This window comes from Acinetobacter sp. yr461 (assembly GCF_900110445.1).
In the GTDB taxonomy this organism is placed as follows: Bacteria; Pseudomonadota; Gammaproteobacteria; order Pseudomonadales; family Moraxellaceae; genus Acinetobacter; species Acinetobacter calcoaceticus.
The window spans coordinates 342,268-367,243 of sequence record NZ_FODU01000003.1; the positions used below are offsets into that span (position 1 = coordinate 342,268).

Here is a 24,976-nt window from a genome sequence, read left to right on the forward strand (position 1 = left end):
AATACTATACTAAAATGGTTTGAATTGATTATTAATTCCTACTGAAATAATTGTAAATAAAATTATTAAGTTGATTAAAATGGTTTGTTTTGAATTTAATTCCGACTAAAATGGTTGTATATAATATTTGTTAATTTTATTTCTAACTAAAATAGTCGGGATAATAAATAATTAATTAAAAAGAAAATAATAAAATAAGGCCGTAATAAAGCCTGCAAAAAAGCAATAATGGATTAAAAGAATTATTAAGGATTAATCGGGTGCGAAAAGATCGTTTGAGATAGAGATTTTTTTGGCTACATAATGGCTTTTATGCACTTTAACAAGAATGACTTGGGAATATAATTCGAGTTCGCCGTATTCTGGTTCTACTTGAACATAGTGAAGTTGACCAAATTCATCACGTACGCGTGCTTGAGCAGAAAAACCTGGTCTGGCATTACCACTGGAAATAGTTGCTAATCGCCCTAAAAGGTTATAGTTGGTATGTGTAAGCTTCGGTTTAATTACTTGGTCAAGGCAGTGAATCATGAACACAGTAAAAAAAATTGCGATCACAAGTGCTGGGACGATTAAATAAAATGGTGAAATAAAATAATGCTGTATTGCGAAGAAAGAGAGTTGTAAAAAGTAACCTGCATAACTGAAATTGATGAGTAAAAAAACGAAAATTAGAGCTTTAGAAAATTTAACATTAAGTAGTGGTGAGTTAGAAAGCCAATCCGGTGCAATTTTTTTAAGTAACTGACTTGGACGGAGTCCAATATACATACCAATGGTTTCTACCACGCTGAGCAATATCAAAGCCACTACACTTAAGTGAAATGGCATAAGATAATAATTGAAAAAGAAATCAGCCATGGCAGAAACTCTAATGTTTATAGCTTCAGTCTACGATATAGATACCGCCATCTGAATGTACTTTAAGCTCAACTTTATTTAAAAAATCACCTAAACATGGCCCTGAAATACATTCGCCTGTTTCCACAGTAAATAAAGCACCATGAGTAGAGCACTGGATGTATTCTTGGTCTTGATCGAGAAATTGATTTTCTAAATATTCAAGCTCAGTTTGTAGGTGAGGGCATAAATTCTGATAAGCATAGAATGCACCGTCACGTTGCGTAACGAAAATAGTAGTTCCTTGTAAAGTGTCAAAAGCTCTAGCTTCACGCTCAGGAACTTCTTCCGTCATACAGATCCTTTCCATTTCAAGCACATTCCTTCTGAAAATTTTCAAGAAGTTTAGCATAATCATTTACAGCTAAACGTGGTCCGAATTGAGAGACTACTTCACTCGAAATTAAGATGGCTAACTGAGCCGCAGCATTCAAATCTTGGTGATGGTTTAGGGCATAAAGGAACGCGCCTGCAAATGCATCGCCTGCACCATTTGTATCAACTGCTTCTACGTGGCGTCCCGCAACATGAAAATGTTGAGTTGGGTTAGAAACTAAAGCACCTTTGGCACTTTGTGTAATGACTACGGTATAATTTTTAAAACGTAATTGAGTAAGAGCATCTTCTACAGAAGTTGTATTGGTATACATTAAGGCTTCTTGCTCATTACAAAATAGTAAGTCTACGCCATCATCCATAAGTTCTTCCAAGCCTTCACGAGCGTATTGCACCATGGCAGGATCTGAAAGAGAGAGGGCAATTTTAACGCCATTTGCTTTTGCAATTTCTCTTGCTTGTTTTACAGCTTTACGAGCCGTTTCACTTGTAGAAAGATAACCTTCAATATAAAGCCACTTTGCTGTTTTTAATGGTTCAAAGTCGATTTGATCTTGAGAAAGTTCAGCAGTAATACCCAAATAGGTGTGCATAGTGCGTTCAGAGTCAGGGCTAATTAACACCATACATGTGCCAGTTACGCCTTCACTGATTGATTTTGGGGTAGTCTGGATGCCAGCTTCATTTAGACCTTGTAGGTAGATCGCACCTAAATCATCGTGACCAACACGGCAACCATAAAAAGCGCTTCCACCTAATGCACTAAAAGCTACAGTCGTATTTGCTGCAGAACCGCCACTTGCTTGACCCTTGTAGTCTTGATGCTGTTTTAACTCTGCATAAAGAGCAGATTGAGTGTCACCATCGGACAACTGCATTGTGCCTTTTTGCAGGCCTTGTTGATTAAGAAAATCATCAGACACTTTAAATTCTTGGTCGATTAATGCATTACCAATTGCAAAAAGATCTACAGTTGCCATATGTGTTGTCACAAATAAAAAATCAGGTAGCTAAGTTTACACCATTGCTTGGATTTGCTGTAGTTTGTTGAATAAAATTCAGTTAATTCAAATATAAGTGGAGAAATATTGTTGTTTGAATATTCTTTAGATCTGAGGATAGGTCATTGAGATAAAATTGATAAGCTTTTTTATTCAATGTCTGTCATATACATAGAATTAAAAGCTTTTGTTCTGGTAGGATAAAACATTCATGGCTATGTGCTTGATATCAAAGCTGTGCCCTTGAAAACTAATACCCAACAAAAACATAGTATTTTACTTGGCTTTTGTTCGCCAATCTCAAGCTGACTCAGGCTATAATGAGACTTATTCACTTATCCGATATGTTAGGAGATCACATGACTGTAGATGTCACTGAAACCATTTCTCAAACTGTTCACCCTGCGTTTCAGTTGCTACGTCAGCACCATGTAGAAGCATTAGATATTTTAGTGTCTGAATATAAGCATAAAGTTACAGGTGCTGTGCATTATCACTTGGCAACTGACTATGATGAAAATGTATTTCTTGTTGCTTTCAGAACACAGCCTATGGACTCTAAAGGCACGGCACATATTTTAGAACATACCGCTTTGTGTGGATCTGAAAAGTTTCCGGTACGTGATCCGTTCTTTTTAATGATTCGCCGTTCTTTAAATACGTTCATGAACGCATTTACAGCAGCAGATTGGACTGCGTATCCATTTGCTACTCAAAACAAAAAAGATTTCCAAAACTTACTTTCTGTTTATCTTGATGCGGCGTTTGCCGCTAATTTGAATCCACTTGATTTTGCTCAAGAAGGTATTCGCATTGAACTTGAAAATGGACAACCTGTTTATAAAGGTGTGGTCTTTAATGAAATGAAGGGTGCCATGAGTGCACCGTCTGACCAACTTTATCACCAGTTGGCTCATCATTTATTTCCTGAAACGACCTACCATTACAATTCAGGTGGCGATCCGAAAGATATTCCTGATTTAACGTATGAGCAGTTAGTCGATTTTTATAAAACTCATTACCATCCAAGTAATGCGGTGTTTATGACTTTCGGGAATCAAACAGCTTATGAGTTACAAGAGCAATTTGAAAAACTAGCTCTAAATAAGTTTTCTGTGGGTACAACTTTATATTCTAAGCCCGAAAAACGTTTAGCTGCGCCAATTGAAGTAACAGAAAACTATGGCGTTGATAGTGATGATTTAAAAGATAAAACTTATCATGTCTTATCTTGGTTATTACCTGAAGCAAACGATGTTAAATTGCGTTTGGGAATGCGTTTAGTTGAAGGAATTTTATTAGAAAATTCAGCTTCACCACTACGCCATTATTTAGAAACGTGTGGTTATGCTCAATCCACTGGTCCATTAATGGGTGTAGACGACAGTAACTTTGAAATGACTTTCTACTGTGGTGTTCAAGGTTCAAACCCTGAGCATGCTGAAACCTTTAAAGATGGTGTTTTAAATATTTTACGTGATGTCGCTGCAAAACCAATTGATAGCGATTTAGTCGATGCGATTTTACATCAAATTGAATTACATCAACGTGAAATCAATGGTGATGGTACACCATATGGTTTAAGTCTAATTTTAAATGGCTTAAGCGGTGCGATTCACCATAATGACCCAATTCAAATTTGGGATGTTGACAGCGCAATTGCACAAGTTAAAGAAGAGTTGAAAGACCCAATGTGGTTATCAAATCTGATTCAAACGCATTTGCTAGACAACCCACATCGCGTGCAGATGACTTTAGTTCCAGACCCAACTAAGTCTGTAAAAGAGCAAGAAGCAGAAAAAGCACGTTTAGCTGCTATTGGTGAAAAGTTAACAGATGCTGATAAGGCTGAAATTGTCGCTAATACCAAGGCGCTAGAGGAACGTCAGGATACTCCAGACAACCTTGAACTATTACCAAAAGTAGGTTTGGAAGATGTACCTGCTGACTTGCATATTGTGCAGGGGCAGTTACGTGAAATTCTTTGTAATCGTATGGATACGCCGTTGAATTTGTACCATGCTGGTACGAACGGTATTTACTATCAACAAGTACTCATCCAGATTCCTGAAGATATTGTAATGTCACCTTATTTCAATTTGCTCTCTATCTTGATGGGTGAAGTTGGAGCAGGAGAATATGACTATCTTGAGCTGCAAAACTTACAAACTGCTGTAAGTGGCGGTTTAGGAATGGGCGCTTCTTTACGTAGTAAAGTTGACGATAAAGATAAAATTAGTGCTTGGTTAACATTAACGACTAAATCGTTAACTCAGAAGTTCGATGCAATTCATTTATTAAAGTTAGCATTTGAGCAGCTTCGTTTTGACGAGAAAGAGCGCATTATTGAGCTCTTACAACAGCGTAAAACACGTTGGCAGTCTCGTTTGTCTGGTGCTGGGCATAGCTATGCAATGCAGATTGCATCACGTAATATGAGTGCATTGGCTCAACGTGACTATCAAAACACTGGGTTAGGTGCATTAAACTGGTTAGGTGAGCTTGTTGCTAAAATTACCCAAGATGATGCAGCTTATGATGAGCTAATTGCGGAATTAAAACGTATTCATACTAAATTATTGCAAGCGCCTAAACAGTTCTTACTTGTATGTGAAGAACATCAGTCTGAACGTTTAGTTGAAGAAATCCAAAATGTTTGGGACAAATTAAATGTTGGTCCAGCTGCAACAGAGTTAACGCACGTAGCACAAGCAAATGATAATAATCATGAAGCATGGTTAATTCAGGCAAATGTTCAGTTCTGTGCTTCTGCTTATCAAGCTGTCGATGTATCGCATCCAGATGCGGCTCCCTTAATGGTATTGGCAGCTTATTTACGTAATGGATTCTTACACAGTGCCATTCGTGAGAAAGGCGGTGCGTATGGTGGCGGAGCAAGTTATGATGGCAACGCGTGTTCATTCCGTTTCTATAGTTACCGTGACCCGCGTTTAGCAGAAACTTTTAAAGACTTTGAAGCAAGTGTGCAATGGTTATTAAATACGGAACAACAGCCGCATCAGCTTGAAGAAGCGATTCTTGGACTCGTTGCAAGTATGGATAAACCGGGTTCACCAGCGGGTGAGGCGATCACAGCATGTTATGCATTGTTGCATGCAAGAACACCTGCTTTCCGCCGTACCTTACGTGACCGATTGCTGCATGTAACATTAGAAGATTTACAACGTGTTGCTCGTCAATATTTAGTTGAGCAAATTCCTGTAAAAGCTGTAGTTGCACCATTTGCAAAACGCGATGAATTGCAACAATTAGGTTTTACCATTCAACAAGTTAATTAAAATAAAAATTGGAGATGAACATGGCGTTCAGACAATTTGAACGCACATCTTTACAGCTAAGCATGGGAATCGTGCTTAGCTGTTTGTGTGCGTCTGTGACATATGCTGACACTTTGGCACCAACCCCTGCGACAGTAGATGCATGTGTTGCTCTTGCTTCGAATGCCGATCGTCTGGCTTGTTATGACTCTGTATTTAAACCAGCAGCTTTACCAGTTATTCAAGCTGCGGCTGTACCAGAGCCTGTTAAAAAAATTGATGCACCTGCTGTTCCACCTGAAACATTTAAAGAGAAGGTGGTAGATACAGTGAGTAATATCAAAATAATTGGTAAAGCACCAAAACTTAAACCCACTACTTCTTTGCTGGATCAACGTTGGGAGTTGTCTGAGGAGAGTAAATTGGGGGTTTGGAATATTCGTGCTTATCAGCCGGTCTATTTGCTACCTGTATTCTGGACAAGTGAAAAAAATGAGTTTCCGCATAGCCCCAACCCAAATAATACTGTAACAGAAGATCAAAATCTGAAATCAACAGAAAGTAAGTTTCAGATTTCTTTAAAAACCAAAGCTTGGGAAAATATTTTTGGCAACAATGGTGATTTGTGGGTAGGTTATACACAATCTTCACGTTGGCAGACATTCAATGCTGAAGAGTCTCGTCCTTTCCGTGAAACGAATTATGAGCCTGAAGCAAGTTTAATGTTTAGAACCAACTATGAATTGCTTGGTCTAGATGGTCGTTTGCTTGGGGTTACATTAAATCACCAATCAAATGGACGATCAGATCCATTATCTCGTAGCTGGAACCGCGTAATCTTTAATGTGGGATTAGAGCGCGGTAACTTTGCTTTGATGCTGCGTCCATGGGTGCGCATTGAAGAAGATAGCAAGGATGATAATAACCCTGATATGGAAAATTATATCGGTCGTGGTGATTTAACAGCATTTTATAAGTGGAAGGAAAATGACTTCTCTTTAATGCTGCGTCATTCTTTGAAAGGTGGTGATGATTCTCATGGTGCTGTTCAATTTGATTGGGCGTTCCCAATCAGTGGCAAACTGCGTGGACACTTCCAGTTGTTTAATGGTTACGGTGAAAGCTTAATTGACTATAACCACCGAGCAACTTACGCGGGCTTGGGTGTTTCACTCATGAATTGGTACTAAGTCTTTACTTGTAAAAATGCCGCTTTTATAGCGGCATTTTTATTATCCAATTTGAATATTGGCTTGAGGGTGCTTGAGTCGACTTTTTTTCGGAGTGGCAATTAAATAAGCCAGTGTTAATGGGCCGAGTCGCCCAGCAAACATCAACAAACTTAAAATGAACAAACTACCATTATGTAGCTCTGGCGTGATTCCACGAGAAAGCCCCACAGTACAAGCTGCTGAAACAACCTCAAACAGTAAATTCATAAAGTCTGCTTTAGGCTCTAAAAGCAAAATAATAAAGAACCCCATGAAAATGAGTATGCTCGTAATTGCAGTAACTGCTAATGCTTTATAGGTCGTTTCGTGCGCGACTGAATGATTAAATATTCGAATTTCATCTGTGCGCCGTAAAAAAGAAATAACACTGAGCACTAAAATGACAAAGGTTCCAACTTTGATTCCACCTGCGGTACTAAGCGAGCCACCACCAATGAACATAAGCAACATCATGAGTAAGGAGCTGCTGTTGGTCATTGCACCTGTATCAATGGTATTAAATCCTGACGAGCGTGGAACAGTGGCTTGGAACCAAGCATTTAATGCTTGATCACCAATACTGAGCATTCCTAGAGTATGTGGGTTTTGAGCTTCTAAAGCCCATATTAAAATAAAGGCAATAATGTTAATCACTGTAATAGTGGTAAGAATTAGCTTGCTATTGGGAGTGAGTTTTTTCCATTTTTTATTTTGCTTAATGTCCATGAGAACCAAGAAGCCCAGCCCGCCTAAGGTATAAAGTATGCTAACTGTTATACAAATAATATAATTGCTTTGAAAGCTTATTAAGCTATTGGAAAATAATGAAAAACCAGCATTGTTAAATGAGGAGATACTGTAAAAAATCGCATAGTACAATCCACGTGCAAAGCCATAAGTCGGTGTAAAAGCAGTAGTAAGAATAATCGTACCAATAAGCTCAAAAATAAGGGTATAAATGACAACTCCCTTAGCAACAAAAGTAACTTTTGATAGGCTCGTTTGTCCGAGACTATCTTGTGCCATCATTTGTTGTTTAAGGCCAACTTTGGGTGACAAACTTAATGCAGCCAATATGGCAAAAGTCATAAAGCCCAGACCACCAGATTGAATCAGTAACAAAATGATAGTTTGCCCGAATAGGGTAAAAGACTCATGAATATTTAAAACAGATAGCCCGGTAATTGTGACTGCTGAGGTTGCTGTAAAGAGGGCATCCATCCAGCTCACATGACCTGTATTGGCAAACGGTAGCTTTAGTAATAACGTGCCAAAAATAATAAAGCCCAAAAACCCCAGTGCCAAGAGTGAAGGAGGGCTTAAATTTAATGTTTTATGGGGCTTGGGATATATAGACATATTCTAGATTTCGTTTCTTATATGAAGCAATTAGAAAGTTTCTTTAACTGCGGTAAATGACCTTCCAAAATAAGAATATCATGCGTTTGCAATGTGAAATTTTCTTCGGTCTCAAACAAAATTTGCTGCTGTCTTTTTACGAGCAATGTCTTAACCTGTGGTGCTTGCTGCATAATGCCATATAAGTTAATACCATTAAGTTTTTCTGGAATTTCAATTTTAATAATGTAGTGGTCATCGTCTAGGGACATATAACGACTCACCATTGGATAGTTTAGGGCTTGAGCAACGCGTACCCCCATATCTTCTTCAGGATGAATAATTTTATTGATATTGAGATGCGACAAAATGGTGTGATGTGCTTTGGTTTTTGCTTTTACCCAAACTTTGTCCATACCTAAATTTTTTAAATTCAGGACACATAGGATACTTGCTTCAATATCTTCACCAATTGCTACAACAACTGCATCACAATTTTGAATATTAAGTTCATCGAGTACATGTTCGTCGGTCGCATCGGCAATGACTGCATGAGTTAAAACGTTGGCAAGATTTTCAACATTCTTTTTTACCGTATCAATGCCAATAACATCATGATTTAATTTTGTGAGCTCTTGAGCAACAGTTGCTCCGAAACTCCCTAAGCCAATGACTGCAAACTGTGCCATGTTGGTCCTTGTTTCCTGATTAGACGTTTATTTTTAAGGATATTTTCTTTGAGATAAAGAGAGGCAATGTAAATATGATGGGAATATTAGAATAATTATATGAATAAGCCGACAAATTTGTCGGCTTATTCATCAAAATCGGAGATTATTTCAAGAAACGTTTGTAGCCAACATTATTCGTAATTTCTGCATACGGATAGCTAATCTGCTCAAGAGTTTCAATTAACCCATCAGGATTTTGTTTCGCATCGGTTGCTTGTAAACCGACTAATACACGTCCTTCTGCTGCACCATGATTACGATAATGGAATAGCGTAATATTATGGGTTGGGCCTAAGCGAGTTAAGAAGGTTAAGAGGGCGCCTGGACGTTCAGGAAACTCAACGCGGAACAATCTTTCATCATCTAGATTTGCATGACCGCCAATCAAATAACGAATGTGTAACTTGGCAACTTCATCATCAGATAGATCATCTACCACATAATTTTGTTGCTTCAATTGTTCTAAAATTTCATGGCGCTCAGCGTCACCGCCTTTTAAGCTAATACCAACAAAGACTTGTGCTTCTTCTGTATTGTTTGCTCGGTAGTTAAACTCGGTAATATTACGGCCTTGTAAAGCGCGACAGAAGCCTAAGAATGCACCTTTTTCTTCTGGTAGCGTCACCGCATAAATAGCTTCACGCTGTTCACCTAACTCAGTACGTTCAGCAATATAACGTAGACGGTCAAAATTCATGTTGGCGCCACATACAATCGACACAATGTTTTTATTGCTGATTTTATGTTCGGTAATATATTTTTTGATGCCAGCGAGGGCCATCGCACCTGAAGGCTCAACAATGCTGCGGTTTTCATCAAAGGTATCTTTAATTGCCGCACAAATTTCATCTGTGTTTACAGTCACAATATCAGGGTCAACAATTGGACCAGAATTATCAGACTTACGCAGACGAATAATATCAAATGGTAAAGCACCAATTTGTGCAACAGCAGTACCATCTGCAAACAAGCCTACATGTGGCAAGATGACGCGTTCATTTGCTTCTAAGGCTGCTTTTAAGCACGCAGATTCTTCATATTCAACGCCAATAATTTTCACGTGAGGTGCAACTTCACCAAGGTAAGCTGCTACGCCTGAAATAAGGCCACCACCACCTACAGCAACAAACACATATTCTACATCACGCCATTGACGTAAGATTTCATTTGCAATAGTACCTTGACCAGCAATGACAAGTTCGTCGTCATAAGGTGGAATAAATACAAGGCCTTCAACTTCGGCACGTTGCTGCGCATATTTATTTGCTATATCAAAACTATCGCCATGTAACACAACTTGACCACCCAAGCGTTTAACTGCTTGAACTTTAATGTCCGGAGTCGTGCTTGGCATGACAATAATCGCTGGAATTCCTAAACGTTGACCTGACAATGCTACGCCTTGAGCATGGTTGCCAGCAGATGCACAAATTACCCCACGTTCGAGTTGTTCTTTAGGTAATTGGCTAATACGGTTATAGGCACCGCGTAATTTAAAAGAAAAAACAGGCTGTAAATCTTCACGTTTAAAACGAATAATATTATTTAATTTTTGACTAATTCGTGGAGCTGCTTCGAGAGGTGTTTCAATTGCAACATCATAAACCGTTGCTTGTAAAATTTGTCGTACCACACGAGACAGCATGTTCATCTTCCCTATAACAGTTTAAAATAGGAAGTTATTGTAGCAAACCCCTGTGCATTTGCGCCGATTATTGGTGCATAAATGTCAAAAAATAGTTGAGTGATGTCATGAGTCTATACGCAACCCAAGATGAAAAGAAACAAGCTGCTGCGAAAGCTGCTTTAAAACACTTACCCAAAGGTGGCATTTTGGGGGTTGGGACTGGAAGTACAGTAAACTTTCTAATTGATTTATTGCCTGAATTGCAATTAGAAGCTGCTGTGGCAAGTTCTCAAGCAACTGCCGATCGCCTTAAAAAATTAGGTATCGAAGTTGTAGATATGAACCATGTTGGTGGTTTAGATGCCTATGTTGATGGTGCAGATGAGATTGACCGTCATATGCATATGATTAAAGGCGGCGGTGCTGCATTAACACGTGAAAAAATTGTTGCGTCAATTGCTAAGAAATTTGTTTGTATTGTTGATGATTCAAAGTGGGTTGATCAACTTGGCCGTGATTTTCCACTCCCAGTAGAAGTTATTCCAATGGCCCGTTCTGCTGTGGCTCGTAAACTAGTCGCTTTAGGTGGTGATCCGGTTTATCGCGAAGGCGTCGTAACAGATAACGGTAATGTGATTTTGGATGTATTTAATCTTAATATTTTAAATGCGATTGATGTAGAAAAAACCATTAATAACATTCCAGGTGTTGTGACGAATGGTATTTTTGCTTTAAACCCAGCAACGATTGCAATTGTTGCAACAAATAATGGTATTGAAGAGCGTACAGCACAGTAATGTCTGCAAAAATGCCAGAGATTAAAATCGTTCGACACGTAAGAGCAAGAAAATTGCGCTTACGTGTTGAGCCAGCTTCAATACGCCTGACAGTTCCTTTGTTTTGCAGTAAGAATCAAATTCAGCTTTTTTTAGCACAATCTGAGCAATGGTTGATCGAAACGTGGAATAAGCAACAACACGTTCAATCTAGTTCACTTGAAATTCCTTCAGAAATTTATTTTTTTAATAAAGACCAATCGTTTCAGGTCGTTGTTCAAAAGCAACATCGTGTTTTCCAATTTGATTGGGAAAATAACTGTCTATTTATTAAAGATACGCAGCCATATTTGGCATTACAAAGTGCAGTTATTGCGTTTGCGAAACAAGAATTACCTAAGCTTTTAAACGATTTAAGTGAGCAAACTCGTCTAAATTACAGCGAATGTTCAATCCGCCGTCCCAAAACTCGCTGGGGAAGTTGCAGCAGTCAGCATAATATTATGCTGCATGCAGGTTTGGTGCTCATGCCACAAGAGATTACTCGCTATGTCGCTATTCATGAGTTAGCTCACACTAAACATTTTGATCATAGCCCTGCATTTTGGGCAGAAGTTGAAAAATACGATCCATATTTTCAAAAACACCGCAGACAACTTAAATCAAATCCGTTGCCTGCATGGTGGTATGTCTCAAATTAACTAAAACTACATTCTAATTGTGGTGTTTGTAAGTTATCTGGTGCTTTTCGGCTATCTAGACCTGCTTTGGCACTCACGATTTTATTTGCTTTAATCGATAGTTGTATGAAGTTGTATTGCTGCGTTGAGTTATTTGGTTCGGCTGAACTTGAGTTGAGTAAATAACTTGAGCTTACAGCATCTGTTTGCAATAGATTATCTGTACTATCGGCGCTTAAAGCAGAGCGATAAGTCTGTGTTCCTTTAATAAGTTCGATTTGACCATTCGCACGGAAATTAAGCTGACAACCTGTTGCAGTGTCTTCATAGTGACCTACTAAATAGTCTGTAGCTGGTAGTTTGGGGTCGGACAGATTAATGCTAGTCAAACCTTGTTTGCAAGGATATACAGAACCGTTACAGGTCGCTGTAATACCGCTAAAACCTACAGCACGACGATAATCACCAGCCCCATCTATACGGAAAAAGTCAGTTGTATTTCCGGCAGGTACGACTCCTGAATATAGTTTCTTTTGCAGTAGATCATAACCTATTTGATCTAGACTGGATTGGCTTTGGGTGTCTGCCAATTTTAAAGTAGCGGCTTTTAAATTGGTTGCAAAATTATCACGTGTTGTTTTTTGATTAGCTGCAATATCTAACAGTGTATTTTTAACTGGATCAATATTATCTGGGGCACCTGTGAAAATAGGGGTAAAGGTCGTTTGATCTCCATGAAGTTTTTTCCCATCTAAAAAGCCATCTTTTAAATCTGTTGCCAAACTTTTAATGAGCTCTTGATATGTGTTTGTTCCACTATGAAAAGTTGACCAATGTTGTAAGTAGCCAAAGCTAAGATAACTATCTACATATGTGCTAGGTTTTTTAGTTGAGTACTGCAATAAAGTTAAAACCGTAAGGGGATTGGCTGGACTTAAACTTGGAATGTCGGCATCTTTGAACGCATTAAGAAGAGATCTATAAACATCTTGAGAAGCTAAATCTACATGCAATTGCTCAATGCGAGTTGGGTCAATTGTTTCTTGAGGGAGTTGTCCTGAGCGTATCACAGCTCGTTGGTAAATCGCTTCACTACTTGGGCTGATGAATAGGGTTCTCCCACTTACACTGTTTGGTGTAATAAACGCATGATAAACGCCAGAGAAATTTTGGTATGTTGAAGTAATTGGATCAAATACTTGAGATGAATTTTGAGTCGTAATTTCTACACGATATAAACGATTCAATTTAGCGGTAGGAATTTTGACATTAAAGCTGTTTAAACTTGCAATTGAAGTATCCAATAAAACAGAGTTAGTGGTGTTGACATATACTTTTAGTTGGATATTACGCATTTCTACAGGAGATTTAAGAGTAACATCAGTCGTTACCTCCGGAGTAGGATCAACGGGTGTTGGAGTGCTTGGTGAGTTGCCACTACTACTGCCTCCACCTCCGCAACCTACAAGTAGTGCACTTAAAATTAATGTGCTCAAGCCAAGGTAAGTGTGTAATTTTGTTTCTTTTGATTGATGAAGCATCCTAGCTCTCCAATTAAATCTGGTATTTATTTGCTGATATTTGTTTAGTTATGACAGTTCAATAAGTTCTATCTAATTGTCGCTAAAATTAAAAAAATTAAAATTACCAAGCATGAAATGGTTTTGTAAGCTTGGACATCCTGTCATACTACTGCGCAAGTATAGATTCAAAAATTGAGGTAATGCACGTGATTTCTGTCGGAATTGTTGGTGGAACGGGTTATACAGGCGTTGAACTATTACGTATTTTATTACGACATCCTAAAGCGCAGGTTCGAGTTCTTACTTCACGTACAGAAGCGGGCAAACCAGTTGCAGATATGTTCCCTAATTTACGTGGACATACTGATCTTCAATTTTCTGATTTAAATATTGATGATTTAAAAAAATGTGATGTTGTATTTTTTGCTACACCGCATGGTGTTGCGATGCAACATGCAAAAGAATTGATTGCGGCTGGCACTAAAGTTATTGATTTGGCAGCTGATTTTCGTTTGCAAAATCTTGAGCAGTTTGAAAAATGGTATGGCATGGAACATGCTTGCCCAGACATTCTGGAAAACTCAGTATATGGTTTAGCTGAATTAAACCGCGAAAAAATTAAACAGGCGCAAGTGATTGGTAACCCTGGTTGCTACCCGACTACCGTTCAATTGGGTTTGGCTCCACTTTTGAAATCAGCACAAGCATTGATTGAAACAAAAAATATTATTATTGATGCGAAGTCAGGCGTTTCAGGAGCAGGCCGTAAAGCAAGCTTAGGTATGATCTATAGCGAAAATGCTGATAACTTCAAGGCTTATGGGGTTGCAGGGCACCGTCACCATCCAGAAATTGTTGAAGCATTAGAAAATATTTCTGGGCAAAAAGGTGGTTTTGATGGGCTCTTGTTTGTTCCTCATTTAGTTCCAATGATTCGCGGTATGCTCAGCACAATTTATGTCGATTTGACAGAAACTGGAAAACAAACTGATATTCAGGCATTGTATGAGCAATTTTACGCAAATGAAAAATTTGTTGATGTGATGCCTGCTAACAGTTCGCCTGAAACACGTAGTGTGCGCGGTGCGAATGAGCTTCGTATTGCTTTATATAAGCCGCAGCCGAATAAACTTATTATTCTTGCGGTACAAGATAACCTTGTGAAGGGTGCATCTGGTCAAGCTGTACAAAATATGAACCTTATGTTCGGCTTTGATGAAGATGAAGGCTTACAAGGGATTGGTTTATTACCATAAAAAACTCTTTTTTGCTTCACACACATTTAAATTTCGATTTAAATGTGTGTCTTGACTCTGATCTTAAACACTGAGATGACGATGCAAAACTCTGGACAGACGACTTCGGCAGAAAGTTCGTTGCAAAAGAAAAAATTTTTAAATACCAATAAACCTTTGTTTATTGGTGCGGCTATTTTAATGAGTGGCTGTCTTGCGCTCGGCTATACAATTGGGCACCGTCAAGGTCTAACTGTTGTAGGTTACGATGCAGATGCAGAGCAATTGGTTGAAGTGGTGCAAAAGCAAAAAACAGCTTTAGATGCAGTTAATAAAAGCCTCAACGCTGCAGTACAAGAGCGTGATGTTGCTGTAACAAATGCAAATGATCTGTTTGAAGCCCTTAACCAGGCCAATGCTGATAAAACGCAGCAAGAAGGTATGAGTAATATCTACCGTGATATCTTGAGGCAGCGCGGTGGTCTAAGCTTGACCATTCAAAATTTGGCGATCAAACCTCTGCCTGAAAATGCTTATGAATATCAGTTAGATTTAGTGCAGGTGAGCCCAAGCAAGCGCCGTGCTTCAGGATCGATTGAGATAAGACTCATTAAAGATACAGAAGTTTTGGTTGTGCCACTTGAAGCTAAAAACTTTAACTTTACTGACTTTGAGCGTTTAACAGGTCGTTGGACTATGCCTAAAGGTTTTACGCCTCAATTTATTGAGGTACGTTTAACAGGCGTTTCTGATACACCAGTTATTAAACGTTTTAGTTGGCAGCGCGGTAAACCTGTCGAAACATCTTCTGCTTTCGTGGCAGAAATTCCTCAAGCTGAAGCAAATTCACAATAGTAACATCCTATGCGAACAAATAAGCGTCAAACAAACTTAAAAGATATCAAGGCTTCTTTTCAGCAGTCTGGTTATGTCGATTGGCACTTCCATCCACGCTTAAGTGATTCGCAAAACGAAGATCATGACGGAGAGGTTGTTGTACAAACAGCACCTCCTGAACTCAAGCGTCCGCCGTTATATGCAGTCGTCTTAATGAATGACGATTACACGCCAATGGACTTTGTAATTGAAATTTTACAACAATACTTTGCAATGAATCTTGACCAAGCAACTCAAGTAATGCTAACAGTACACTATGAAGGTAAAGGTATTGCTGGGGTATATCCAAGAGACATCGCGGAAACCAAAGCAAACCTTGTTAATAATTACGCTCGATCGCAAGGTCATCCATTACTTTGCCAGATTGAGCCTAAAGCATAAGGGGGTTACATGCTCAGTCGTCAATTAGAAGTATCATTACGTTTGGCTGTTAGCATGGCTCGTCAAAAGAGACATGAGTTTCTTACAGTTGAACACTTATTATTAGCACTACTCGACAACGATTCGGCCGTGAATGCATTAAAAGCATGTGGGGCTGATATAGTTTCTTTACGTAAAGAATTAGAAGAATATGTAGAACAACATACTCCTAAGCTTGGCGAAAATAGCGAGCAGGCGCCTCATCCAACAGAAAGTTTTGACCGCATTTTGCAACGTGCTATTTTCCATGTGCAATCAAGTGGCGGCGATCGTACTGTTGAAGGTGCGGATGTTTTGGTCGCAATGTATTCAGAGCGTGATTCTTTTGCTGTGTATTTGCTTAAACGTCATCAAATCAATCGATTGACATTGACTCAATACTTGTCTCATGGGACACGTAAAGATGAAGTGCAAGTTGAAGAAGAAGTTGAAGATATTGAGGGTGAAACGAGTACGGGCAATGCAGGGCCATTAGAGCTTTATACGCTGAACTTAAATGTTGAAGCGCAAAAAGGCAAAACTGATCCACTTATTGGTCGTGAAAAAGAAATTGAGCGTACAGCACAAATTCTGTGCCGCCGTCGCAAAAATAATCCATTACTGGTAGGTGATCCGGGCGTTGGTAAAACCTCGATTGCTGAAGGTTTGGCATGGTTAATTGTGAATGGTAAGGCGCCTAAACCTTTGAGTCAGGCTGAAGTCTATAGCTTAGATATTGGTGCATTAGTTGCTGGGACCAAATATCGGGGTGACTTTGAAAAACGTTTAAAACAATTGCTTAATGCTTTGAAGAAAAATCCAAATGCGATTTTATTCATTGATGAAATTCACATGATCATTGGCGCGGGCTCGAGTATGGGCAGCACAATGGATGCTTCGAATCTCATCAAACCAGCTTTGGCAAATGGTACTTTACGTTGTATCGGTTCAACGACGTTCCAAGAATATCGTCAGGTTTTTGAAAAAGACCATGCGTTATCACGTCGTTTCCAAAAAATTGATGTCAATGAGCCAAGTATTTCTGAAACAATTGATATTTTGCGTGGCTTAAAATCTAAATTTGAAGATTTTCACCACGTACAATATGACGATAAAGCATTGGTATCAGCTGTAGAGCTTTCTGCTAAATTCATTAATGATCGTTTCTTGCCAGATAAGGCAATTGATGTGATTGACGAAGCTGGTGCTCAGCGTCGTTTGAAGGCTGAAAGTGATGATAGTTTGATTACGGTAGAGAATATCGAAGATATCGTTTCCAAGATCGCTCGTATTCCACCAAAAACTGTTTCTAAAGATGATAAGTCAGTGCTTGAAAATCTTGAGCGTGATTTAAAACGTGTTGTGTTTGGTCAGGATGAGGCGATTACCGCTTTAGGCTCAGCGATCAAGTTATCTCGTGCTGGATTGAAATCACCAGATAAGCCAGTAGGTAGTTTTGTTTTTGCTGGCCCAACAGGTGTGGGTAAAACTGAAGTCACTAAACAACTGGCGAAGTTGTTAGGTGTGGAGCTGGTGCGTTTCGATATGTCTGAATATATGGAACGTCATGCAGTTTCACGTTTGATTGGTGCACCTCCGGGTTATGTGGGTTATGACCAAGGTGGGCTGTTAACTGATGCGATCCATAAGAACCCGCACTGTGTTTTATTGCTAGATGAAATTGAGAAAGCACATCCAGATGTGTTTAATCTATTGCTACAAATCATGGATCATGGTGCTTTAACGGATAACAACGGACGTAAGTCAGACTTTAGAAACGTTATTATTGTCCTGACTACGAATGTGGGAGCAGAGAGTATTTCTCGCGCGAGTATTGGTTTTACTGAACAAGATCATAGTTCTGATAACCAAGAAGCAATGAAACGTGCTTTCTCACCAGAGTTCCGTAACCGTCTAGATAGTGTTATTCAATTCAAGTCATTACCAACAACTGTTATTGAGTCTGTGGTTGATAAATTCTTGACAGAGTTACAAGCTCAACTGGATGACAAACAAGTTGTACTTGATGTCGATCAAAGTGCTCGTGATTGGTTGGCAACAAATGGTTATGACCGCTTGATGGGTGCACGTCCAATGCAACGCCTCATTCAAGAACACTTGAAGAAACCATTAGCTGAAATGATTTTGTTTGGTGAACTGGCAGATCATGGTGGTAATGTGGCTGTATCAGTGAAAAATGAAGATGGCAAAGCTGTTGGCTTAAAACTTGAAGTGTTTGAAGATCATCATACGGCAGAACCAGCATAACTCATGTTAATTGATAGTCTTGCTATAACCCGAATACTGAGTGTATTCGGGTTATTTATTATTTCAGCAATTGCTGAAATTCTGGGTTGCTATTTCCCTTATCTGATTTTAAGAGAAGGCAAGTCGGCTTGGCTGTGGTTACCTACAGTTTTAAGTTTGGCTGTCTTTGTATGGCTATTGACCTTACATCCAGCGGCTTCAGGGCGCATTTATGCTGCATATGGCGGTATTTATATTTTTACTGCGTTAATGTGGCTGCGCTTTGTTGATCAAGTCGGATTAACAAGATGGGATATATTAGGTGGTCTAATCGTGCTTTGTGGAGCTGGCTTAATTATTTTGCAACCTCAAGGGCTGATTCGTTAAGACAATGAGTGAATCAAATCTTAAGCGTGAAAATAAGAGGTTTTTTTCAAAAAAAAGACTTGTCAAAGCCCTCAACAATGCGTATTTTAGATCTAAGGAACATATTTTTATATTTGAGATAAAGATGTTAAATCTATCTGTGAACACTAACGCATATTATTATTTTTGGCAATTTAGATAGTTGCCTGAGCGTATTCGGGCATGAGAAAGTTGCCCATCACAGTTAATACCTGATCGGCAACCCCGATCAGGTTTTTTTATGCTTTATCTTTTTAAATCGAGGAACTTAAAATGAACAACATGACTTATTCATACTTTAGCAACTTTTATTGGTTTTACTTTTGCTTACCGTTACCAACGAATAGATCCAAAACGCTCAAATAAATGATCGGACTGAATAGATTGCAGTCCCAAGGAAAAACCAATGAATGCCCTAAATACTTTATTAACACAAAGCAATACAAAAGAAACTCCAGTTAGTTTACCTGTCCAGTTAAAAGCAAAATATCCGCTTGCACACGGTTTCGTGCGTCAAATTGCCGAACACCGTCAAACTATTCAAAATATTCTTATCGGCAAAGATCATCGGTTAATGGTAATTACAGGGCCTTGTTCCATTCATGATCCGGTTGCAGTACTTGAATACGCTGAAAAATTGCAAAAACTACAAGAAAAAGTAAAAGATCAGATTTTTATCGTGATGCGTGCATACATTGAAAAACCACGTACAACTGTGGGTTGGAAGGGTTTCATGTATGATCCAAATTTAGATGGTTCATCAAATTTACAACTTGGCTTAGAAAAGTCTCGCGAACTTTACCTGCAAATTATTGAAAAGGGTTTGCCAATTGCGAGTGAAATTTTAAGTCCAATGGCAACTGGTTATTTTGATGATTTATTGGCTTGGGGTGCAATTGGTGCTCGCACAAGTGAATCTCAGATTCACCGCGAAATCTCAAGCCACATGCCATACAGTATTGGTTTCAAGAATGGTACTGATGGCTCAATTCAGATTGCATTAGATGCAATTCAGTCAGCACAAAATGAACATCAATTTCTAGGGATGAATCAGCAAGGTTTACCTTCAGTGATTCAAAGTGCTGGCAATCCATTGCCACACTTGATTTTGCGTGGAGCGAATCATGGACCAAATTATGATTTAGCTTCAATTCAGGCAATACGAGAAAAACACAAACAAAATCTTCCTGCATTAGTGATTGACTGTAGTCATGGTAATAGCAGTAAAGATCCGTTACGTCAGCCAGAAGTTTTACAGCAAATCGTTGCTGAACGTTTAAAAACACAAGTAAAAGGTGTCATGATTGAAAGTCATTTGGTTGATGGTAGCCAAAAGATTTCTTGTGATATGACTTATGGGCAGTCAGTAACTGATGGTTGCTTGGGATGGGAAAAAACCGAGCAACTTTTGTTAAGTGTTTCTGAGCAATTAAAAGTGAAAGAGTTAGCTCATTCTGCTTAATGATTTACACATTTAAAAAGGGATCTACGAATAGATCCCTTTATTTTTTAAGAAGCATGTTTTAGTTCTGATAAGAATGTAGTGATTTCATGCCCAAATTTTTTCGGCTCGGTCAATAAAGGTGTATGGCCTGAGCGCTCAAAATATATTGCTTTTGCATGCTCGACACTCTGTGCAATAAGTGTCTGCCCAGTTTCTGGATAAAGCGTCGAATTACGACCAATAAAGAAAGTGGTTGGGCACTCTAATTGCTGGATAGCTTCACGATAATCTTCATTGTGATAAAGATAATTTTCCACATACCAAAATAAATAATCTAAACGCTGAATAGGTAATAAATATTTTTGTAGAAACGGTTGTTTTAGCGCTGTTTTAAAAACTAAAGGGCTAAATGGATTACTACTTTGTAAATCAATAAAATCTACCCAAAGGCGAACCAATTCCTGTCGATCTGGAAGTGATAATTCATAAAGATATTTGGCATTTTTGTGCTTTGATAACAATTGATAGATATCATTTAGTAATTGTTTGAACTGAGTATGGTGAGAACCAAATAAACCATATTCCCATGTTGAATCGACAGATATTTTGGGTGTTTGGTCGATATGTAAATATGCTTTTAGTTGCTGTGCGAGATGAGCATGTTTCATACCATGCATGGCCGTCGTGGCGCCCATTGAATAACCCATCAAGATAAAATTATCGAGTTTTAATTGTTCTATTAAATGAGCAACGTCTTGCCAATGACTTGATATTGCATCTTGCTCAGGGATTGCACAATTTTTTGAACCACCAAACCCACGCCAATCTGGAATAATAAACTCATAATCTTTACGGTTTGCATAGATAAAAGGTAGCCATTGCCAACTTTGCATACCAAGACCAGATAAAACCAAAACTGGTTCACCACGACCAACACGACGTACAAATAAATTTTCCCGATCGGGCATGGTGTAATATGGCATGGCTATTCTCCGGATACGCTATCTTGGGCGAAGCGTTTTAATTGAGGGATGACTTGTTCCAACCATTTGATCCATTCACTTTCCATCGTAATTCCAAGTTCTAAGATCATTTTATGGATGTATAACACACGGTCATTTAGATCATTGCTGTCTTTAAAATCTTTATCATAAATACTTTGATAAAGTTTAAGCTTTTCCTGATGTAGACCAAGGTGTCGTAACAGTTCAGGTAATATCTGATTATTGCTCAATTGTGCTTCAGCACGCAATCTAACCATCAAGTCATCACGAAGCTGCGCAGGTTCACTTTGTTGTGTCATCCATGAAGCTAGCTCAATACGTCCCAGTTGTTCAACTTGATAAGTCTTTTTTCGACTATTTTCCATTTCATTTTCTAACGTTGAAACCCAACCTTTTTTGAGCATGTGGTTGAGTTCACGATAAATTTGCTGATGGGTGGCATTCCAGAAAAAACCGATTGAACGATCAAAGCGGCGGGCAAGTTCGAACCCTGTGCTTGGTCGTTCAAGCAAGCTGGTCAATAAAACATGAGGAAGTGACATAGCAATCCGGTTTGTAAGCAAAAGTAAAGTGTGACTGATGAGATTATGCAACATGTTGCATAAAAGTCAAAATTTGATTATAAATTAATGCAACAAGTTGCATTAGCAAGCTAATTGCTAGCCAAAGGAGAAAATATGTCAGCTTATCCACATTTATTAAAGCCACTTGATTTAGGCTTTACTACTTTAAAAAACCGTGTGCTTATGGGGTCTATGCATATTGGGTTAGAAGAAGCACCGCAGGGATATGAGCGCATGGCAGCATTTTATGCTGAGCGCGCAAAAGGTGATGTTGGATTGATCGTAACTGGCGGTGTTTCTCCAAATGATGATGGTGTTGTATTTAGCCACGGTACCAAGCTCGATACAGTTGAAGAAGCTGAGAAACATAAAGTGATTACCCAAGCTGTGCATGAAGCTGGCGGTAAAATCGCTATGCAGATTTTACATACTGGGCGTTATTCTTATCAGGCAAATAACGTTGCACCTTCAGCAATTCAAGCACCAATTAACCCGATTAAGCCTAAAGCTTTAAGTTCTGCCGAAGTACAACAGACCATTGATGATTTTGCAAACTGCGCCAAACTTGCTCAGTATGCAGGTTATGATGGTGTAGAAATCATGGGCTCTGAAGGTTATTTAATTAATGAGTTTATTGCTGCACGTACTAACCATCGTGATGATGAGTGGGGTGGTAGTTACGAAAATCGTATTCGTTTCCCCATTGAAATTGTAAAACGTACGCGTGCTTTGGTTGGTGAAAATTTTATTATTATTTATCGTCTATCGATGCTTGATTTAGTGGAAGGTGGTTCAAGTTTTGATGAAGTGATTCAGCTTGCAAAAGAAATTGAAAAAGCAGGCGCAACAATTATTAATACAGGCATTGGCTGGCATGAAGCACGTATTCCAACCATTGCAACCAAAGTACCTCGTGCTGCGTTTACGTGGGTCACTGAAAAACTCAAAGGTGAAGTCTCTATTCCTTTGATTACGTCCAACCGAATTAATACCCCAGAAATGGCTGAGCACGTGTTGGCTTCGGGTCATGCTGATATGGTGTCAATGGCACGTCCAATGCTAGCCGATGCTGAGTTTGTTTTAAAAGCAAGCCAAGGTCGTAGCGATGAAATTAATACATGTATTGGGTGTAACCAAGCGTGTTTAGATCATATTTTTTCAATGAAAATCGCAACGTGTTTAGTGAATCCTCGCGCATGTTATGAAACTGAACTTATCTTTAAAGAAGCACAGATTCAAAAGAATATTGCTGTTATTGGTGCGGGTCCGGCAGGTTTAAGTTTTGCAGTATATGCAGCTGATCGCGGGCATAAAGTCAAAGTTTTTGAGGCAAGTCATCAAATTGGTGGTCAGTTTAATATTGCAAAGACTGTTCCTGGAAAAGAAGAGTTTTATGAAACCTTACGCTACTTTGGCCGTCAAATTGAATTGCGACCAAATATTGAGCTTGTATTAAATCATAAAGCAACTTATGAAGAGTTGAGCCAAGCAAATTTTGATGAAATTGTGGTTGCAACAGGTGTAACTCCTCGTCAATTACAATTTGAAGGCATTGATCATCCTAAAGTACTGAGCTACTTACAAGTTCTAAGAGAACGTGTGCCTGTGGGGCAGCGTGTAGCTATTATTGGGGCGGGTGGTATTGGTTTTGATACGGCGGAATATCTTACTCACGAAGGTGAAAGTGGCAGCTTAAACCCAGAAAAGTTCTATGCTGAATGGGGAATTGATACTCAATATGAGCATGTTGGCGGGTTAAAACAGCCAAAAGTTGAAGATTCGGAACGAGAAATTTATTTACTGCAACGTAAAGCTGCTGCTGTAGGGGCTGGTTTAGGTAAAACTACTGGCTGGATTCACCGTACAGGCCTGAAAAATCGTCAAGTCAAAATGCTTGGTGGGGTTCAATACGACAAAGTTGATGATCAAGGTCTTCATATAACAGTAGATGGAAAACCGAGTGTACTTGAAGTTGATCATGTTGTGATTTGTGCGGGCCAAGAATCTTTCACTGCAATGTATGAGCAATTAAAAGAAGACGGAAAAAATGTTCATTTAATTGGTGGAGCTAAAGAGGCTGGAGAGTTAGATGCAAAACGCGCTATACGACAAGGTGCTGAATTAGCAGCGACACTATAAATCTATATGGGCATTTCTTTGAAAAGGAAATGCCCATAATTTCATTAAGTAAATTATGGGAAAAATAACAATGGCACTTGAAACAATAAAACAGTCTTTAGAAAAATGGCATCACATGATTCAGGCAGGTAACTTGTCCGATCTAAATGATTTATTAGCCGATGAAGTCGTTTTCCGTTCTCCAGTTGCTCATAAACCTTATGAAGGAAGGCAAGTCGTTTTCTTCATTCTGAGCAATGTTATTCAGGTATTCCAAGACTTTACTTATCATCGTGAGTTTTATACGGAAGATGGCGAAAATGTGGTACTTGAGTTCAGTGCAAATGTAAGCGGGAAGTCATTAAAAGGTATTGATATGATACGTTTTAATGAGCAAGGCAAAATTATTGATTTTGAAGTAATGATTCGTCCAATGAGTGGGTTAGCTGCACTAGCTGAACAAATGGGTATAAGAATTGCCAAGTTTCAACCTCAATGATTTTTAGCAAATAGCCTAAGTAATATTATTGAGGTCATTAGAATGTGGTTAAAACTTTCAACATTAGTCTTATTGCCTGTATTATTTATACAAGGGGCAAAGGTTCGTAAGAATACACCACGTCTATTAGAAGCCATCGGCGAGCGTCAAGGTCAGTGCGGACACGGAAGACCTTTGTCATTGCTTATTTTAGGTGATTCTGCAGCGGCAGGTGTTGGAGTTGAAACACAAAAAGATGCTTTATCTGGTGCAATTATTTCTGAGTTGCAAGATGAGTATTCTTTATGCTGGAAACTTCATGCAAAAACAGGCGATACAACCAAGCAGGTTTTTCAAGCTCTACAGCATTTAGAGCAGCAAAATTATGATGTTGTAGTCACATCTATTGGTGTTAATGATGTGACAAAACTAACTTCAGCAAATCTATGGTTAAAACAACAAAAGCAATTATTTCAGCAAATACAGAAGCGTTTTCAACCTAAACTCATTATCGTATCTGGTGTGCCGCCAATGCAACATTTTCCAGCTTTGCCGAATCCATTGGCTTGGTTGTTTGGAAAATATGCAGAGCAAATGAATCAGGTATTATATAAATGGTTAGAATCACAAAACCAATTTAGATTCATTCAATATGATATTGAAAGTTTTCAAGCGATGAATTTGCCTATGGCAAGTGATGGTTTTCATCCAAGCAAAGAAATTTATGCAATTTGGGGGCAGCAGGTTGCAGCATTAGTGCGGCAATCATTTAACTCATAATCAGA

Annotated in this window: 22 protein-coding genes; 13 read left to right on the forward strand and 9 right to left on the reverse strand. The window is 38.8% G+C overall.

Annotated features, from left to right (window positions below; translation table 11 throughout):
* Positions 1–252: 252 nt before the first annotated feature.
* Genes BMW38_RS07980 through BMW38_RS07990 form a run of 3 tightly spaced genes read right to left on the reverse strand, consistent with a single transcriptional unit; the run spans position 253 to position 2,216 of the window.
* Positions 253–861: an OB-fold-containig protein gene (locus tag BMW38_RS07980; RefSeq protein ID WP_003652096.1), complete on the reverse strand. Its 609-nt coding sequence runs from the start codon at positions 859–861 to the stop codon at positions 253–255.
* 25 nt (positions 862–886) lie between these two features.
* Positions 887–1,195 carry a Rieske (2Fe-2S) protein gene (locus BMW38_RS07985; RefSeq protein WP_003652095.1) on the reverse strand — a complete coding sequence of 103 codons (309 nt, stop codon included), beginning with the start codon at positions 1,193–1,195 and terminating at the stop codon, positions 887–889.
* Between the two features lie 16 nt (positions 1,196–1,211).
* Positions 1,212–2,216: an adenosine kinase gene (locus tag BMW38_RS07990; protein WP_092707097.1), complete on the reverse strand. Its 1,005-nt coding sequence runs from the start codon at positions 2,214–2,216 to the stop codon at positions 1,212–1,214.
* Positions 2,217–2,596: 380 nt separating this feature from the next.
* Here BMW38_RS07990 and BMW38_RS07995 point away from each other — a divergent pair, with 380 nt between their 5' ends.
* On the forward strand, positions 2,597–5,536 hold the full coding sequence (locus tag BMW38_RS07995; RefSeq protein ID WP_213031125.1) for an insulinase family protein: 2,940 nt from the start codon (positions 2,597–2,599) through the stop codon (positions 5,534–5,536).
* A gap of 20 nt (positions 5,537–5,556) precedes the next feature.
* A complete protein-coding gene (locus tag BMW38_RS08000; protein ID WP_092707101.1) occupies positions 5,557–6,705 on the forward strand; it encodes a phospholipase A in 1,149 nt (382 codons plus the stop codon).
* A 42-nt stretch (positions 6,706–6,747) separates the two neighbouring features.
* On the opposite strand, the gene BMW38_RS08005 is transcribed toward BMW38_RS08000, so the two are convergent.
* From BMW38_RS08005 to ilvA, 3 genes are all read right to left on the reverse strand, one after another.
* Positions 6,748–8,085 (reverse strand): TrkH family potassium uptake protein, encoded by a 1,338-nt coding sequence (locus BMW38_RS08005; protein ID WP_092707103.1) that lies wholly within the window; start codon positions 8,083–8,085, stop codon positions 6,748–6,750.
* Between the two features lie 17 nt (positions 8,086–8,102).
* Complete coding sequence (locus BMW38_RS08010; RefSeq protein ID WP_017392252.1) at positions 8,103–8,753, reverse strand: potassium channel family protein; 651 nt, start codon at positions 8,751–8,753, stop codon at positions 8,103–8,105.
* Between the two features lie 145 nt (positions 8,754–8,898).
* Positions 8,899–10,446, reverse strand: a complete 1,548-nt coding sequence (gene ilvA, locus BMW38_RS08015) for a threonine ammonia-lyase, biosynthetic (protein ID WP_170834049.1) — start codon at positions 10,444–10,446, stop codon at positions 8,899–8,901.
* Positions 10,447–10,547: 101 nt separating this feature from the next.
* Between ilvA and rpiA the strand changes: the two genes are divergently transcribed.
* Both rpiA and BMW38_RS08025 read left to right on the forward strand, forming a co-directional pair.
* The gene (rpiA, locus tag BMW38_RS08020; protein WP_003652085.1) at positions 10,548–11,219 is read left to right on the forward strand and encodes a ribose-5-phosphate isomerase RpiA; all 672 of its coding nucleotides are present in this window, start codon (positions 10,548–10,550) and stop codon (positions 11,217–11,219) included.
* Positions 11,219–11,899, forward strand: coding sequence for a YgjP family zinc-dependent metalloprotease (locus BMW38_RS08025; RefSeq protein ID WP_092707105.1), 681 nt, complete (start codon positions 11,219–11,221; stop codon positions 11,897–11,899). Before rpiA ends, BMW38_RS08025 begins: the two co-directional genes overlap by 1 nt.
* Here the strand turns inward: BMW38_RS08025 and BMW38_RS08030 are convergent.
* Complete coding sequence (locus BMW38_RS08030) at positions 11,896–13,419, reverse strand: hypothetical protein (protein WP_092707107.1); 1,524 nt, start codon at positions 13,417–13,419, stop codon at positions 11,896–11,898. The genes BMW38_RS08025 and BMW38_RS08030 overlap by 4 nt on opposite strands.
* A gap of 182 nt (positions 13,420–13,601) precedes the next feature.
* On the opposite strand from BMW38_RS08030, the gene argC reads away from it, so the two are divergent.
* The 6 genes from argC to BMW38_RS08060 all read left to right on the forward strand — a co-directional run bounded on the left by argC (position 13,602) and on the right by BMW38_RS08060 (position 20,046).
* A complete protein-coding gene (gene argC, locus BMW38_RS08035; RefSeq protein WP_092707109.1) occupies positions 13,602–14,657 on the forward strand; it encodes an N-acetyl-gamma-glutamyl-phosphate reductase in 1,056 nt (351 codons plus the stop codon).
* Between the two features lie 75 nt (positions 14,658–14,732).
* A complete protein-coding gene (locus tag BMW38_RS08040) occupies positions 14,733–15,491 on the forward strand; it encodes a DUF6776 family protein (protein WP_092707111.1) in 759 nt (252 codons plus the stop codon).
* Between the two features lie 9 nt (positions 15,492–15,500).
* A complete protein-coding gene (gene clpS, locus BMW38_RS08045) occupies positions 15,501–15,914 on the forward strand; it encodes an ATP-dependent Clp protease adapter ClpS (protein WP_002121129.1) in 414 nt (137 codons plus the stop codon).
* Positions 15,915–15,923: 9 nt separating this feature from the next.
* Positions 15,924–18,200, forward strand: coding sequence for an ATP-dependent Clp protease ATP-binding subunit ClpA (gene clpA, locus BMW38_RS08050; RefSeq protein WP_003652076.1), 2,277 nt, complete (start codon positions 15,924–15,926; stop codon positions 18,198–18,200).
* A gap of 3 nt (positions 18,201–18,203) precedes the next feature.
* Positions 18,204–18,566: a YnfA family protein gene (locus BMW38_RS08055; protein WP_080027241.1), complete on the forward strand. Its 363-nt coding sequence runs from the start codon at positions 18,204–18,206 to the stop codon at positions 18,564–18,566.
* A 424-nt stretch (positions 18,567–18,990) separates the two neighbouring features.
* Positions 18,991–20,046 carry a 3-deoxy-7-phosphoheptulonate synthase gene (locus tag BMW38_RS08060; protein ID WP_092707113.1) on the forward strand — a complete coding sequence of 352 codons (1,056 nt, stop codon included), beginning with the start codon at positions 18,991–18,993 and terminating at the stop codon, positions 20,044–20,046.
* A gap of 47 nt (positions 20,047–20,093) precedes the next feature.
* Here BMW38_RS08060 and BMW38_RS08065 read toward each other — a convergent pair whose 3' ends face one another.
* A complete protein-coding gene (locus BMW38_RS08065) occupies positions 20,094–21,011 on the reverse strand; it encodes an alpha/beta fold hydrolase (protein WP_004643050.1) in 918 nt (305 codons plus the stop codon).
* A gap of 2 nt (positions 21,012–21,013) precedes the next feature.
* Positions 21,014–21,574: a PadR family transcriptional regulator gene (locus BMW38_RS08070; RefSeq protein WP_042896087.1), complete on the reverse strand. Its 561-nt coding sequence runs from the start codon at positions 21,572–21,574 to the stop codon at positions 21,014–21,016.
* Positions 21,575–21,709: 135 nt separating this feature from the next.
* Between BMW38_RS08070 and BMW38_RS08075 the strand changes: the two genes are divergently transcribed.
* From BMW38_RS08075 to BMW38_RS08085, 3 genes are all read left to right on the forward strand, one after another.
* Positions 21,710–23,734 (forward strand): NADPH-dependent 2,4-dienoyl-CoA reductase, encoded by a 2,025-nt coding sequence (locus BMW38_RS08075; RefSeq protein ID WP_092707115.1) that lies wholly within the window; start codon positions 21,710–21,712, stop codon positions 23,732–23,734.
* Between the two features lie 70 nt (positions 23,735–23,804).
* Positions 23,805–24,212 (forward strand): nuclear transport factor 2 family protein, encoded by a 408-nt coding sequence (locus BMW38_RS08080; RefSeq protein WP_092707178.1) that lies wholly within the window; start codon positions 23,805–23,807, stop codon positions 24,210–24,212.
* Positions 24,213–24,254: 42 nt separating this feature from the next.
* On the forward strand, positions 24,255–24,971 hold the full coding sequence (locus BMW38_RS08085; protein ID WP_092707117.1) for an SGNH/GDSL hydrolase family protein: 717 nt from the start codon (positions 24,255–24,257) through the stop codon (positions 24,969–24,971).
* The last annotated feature ends 5 nt before the right edge of the window (positions 24,972–24,976 follow it).